This is a genomic window from Vibrio sp. 10N.222.48.A3 (genome assembly GCF_041475345.1).
GTDB classification, from domain to species: domain Bacteria; phylum Pseudomonadota; class Gammaproteobacteria; order Enterobacterales; family Vibrionaceae; genus Vibrio; species Vibrio tasmaniensis_A.
The window spans coordinates 1-1823 of the sequence record NZ_JBFRVX010000240.1 but is presented as its reverse complement, the minus strand read 5'-3'; the positions used below and the strand labels follow the sequence as shown (position 1 = coordinate 1823).

2 protein-coding genes are annotated in these 1823 nt (G+C 41.5%); both read right to left on the bottom strand.

The features are described 5' to 3' along the window. Nucleotides 1-876, bottom strand: an 876-nt coding sequence (locus AB4653_RS08180; RefSeq protein WP_372103779.1) for a TolC family protein, incomplete at its 3' end; no start/stop codon positions are given. Between the two features lie 213 nt (nt 877-1089). Then, on the bottom strand, nt 1090-1317 hold the full coding sequence (locus AB4653_RS08175; RefSeq protein ID WP_009846577.1) for a hypothetical protein: 228 nt from the start codon (nt 1315-1317) through the stop codon (nt 1090-1092). Between the last annotated feature and the right edge of the window lie 506 nt (nt 1318-1823).

The window sequence follows — 1823 nt, the reverse complement described above, 5'->3', positions numbered from 1 at the left end:
CTCTTTTGCTTCAAGGATTTTAAGGCCTGGGTAGGTCATGAGGGTTTGATCAACAAATACGTCCATATGAGGCAGGTTTTTGTTGATAAAGAGTTGTTCTGAAGGTTCGACACTTTGGCTCTGACCAAGGATCTGAGTCAGTGCTAATTGAGCAATTTTGAGGTCGTTCTGCGCTTTGGTTCGTTCAACAACGGCTTTATCCAAAGAAGCATCCGCCTGCAGACGTTCTACTCGAGCAATTTGTCCTTGCTGTTCAAGCTTGATGGCGAAATCACGATGCTGAGTTAAGCCAGCTTCAACGGCTTGACGTGTTCTCACGACGTCTTCCGCTAAGATCACCGAGAAGTAATATTTACTTAAGTCTTCGTAGCGAGCCTGTTTCTCCATCAGAAGTTGGCTTTGCGCTTCTTCGCTTTTACCTTCGGCAGCAGTTTGCGCAGCGGTAATTCGTCCGCCAGTAAAGATAGGCCAAATAGCACGGATGGAAGAGCTGAAGATGTCTTGTTCGGTGATGGTTGAGGTAACACCGCCAAGCCCACTTAATATAGGCTGAAGAATACCTCCAACTGCACCTAAATTTGGCACGCCGCTTAAGCTATTTTTGAACTGTTCACCATTAATTGTCACATCACTATCAAGGTGCGTGTAGTTAGCCCCCAAGGTGATCGAAGGTAGATTAAGGCTGCTGGTTGAATTCTGAAGGTGTTGATAACGCTCAACGTTAGCTTGTTGAGCTGCAAGTGAGTTGTTGTTCTCTTGCAATATTTGCCACGCTTCAGAAAAAGTGAGCGGGGCAGAGAAAACTGGCGAAGCAAATGTGCCGAGAAGCATACTGGCGAGCGCAAGGTGTCGGAATTTTGGTTTGGTCATCTGCATTAAATACCATTTAGAGTATTAGCTCTAATGCTAACAGGGTGATAGTCATTTGTCTTGAGATGATTGTCTCACAGGATTATAAACCCTCATAACTCGTTAAGTTAATGTAATAAAGTACGTGATGCGAGCAACAAAGATCACTGAAACGAAAAGAGCACGACAAAGCGTGCTCTTTAAGTTCAGTATAGAAGTGTTCTTACAAAATGAAGTGGCTTATTTAAAGCTAGGACAATGGTGATCGGCGCGCCACACCAATTGTCTTGAACCTTGCATTGTTTGTAATAAATCTCTACCTGACATTTGCGGGAACGCTAACAATACCTTGAGATCAAGAGGAGAGGTTCCGTCTTTCTCATAGGCTCTTACATGAGTAAAAGTCGATTGTAAGTGTTTGAACAGCATAGTCTTAGTAAGACAAATTCCAAAGTTATCGCGTTTCATTGCCTGGTTTCCTTTTCAACAATGTTTATACGTTATGTTTTTTATCCTGTTTCTATCGGACGTTGCCACTGATCGATACTTCCTGCTCATCAATGTTTTATTATTGGGTGCTGATTTATCAGTCACCTCTGAGTTGTCTACTGGCCTGTCGCGTAAATAGAGATGTATGAATGAGGTTAGGTAGGTAACCTGTTTGTTCAACAATCGTAACGACGAGCGTGCAACTTTTAGTTATAGATACGTCCAGTGAGCGAAGGGTTGTTGCCTTTTTGTTAACCTAAATTTCGATTTAAAGCGCGGTCTGAAAATGAGGACTTATGGCTTGGCAACAACGAACCCCTTCATATGCAACTATTATAATTGTATTTATTTTAAACAACCTAAAAAACACCTAAAAGCTTAGTGATCTAGCTCAATATTCATTCGTTTACTTTGCTTTTTAAGCTAATCCGTTCTAAAAATGAACGATTAATCGAAATGAATAACGTAAAGGATTATCAATTAAC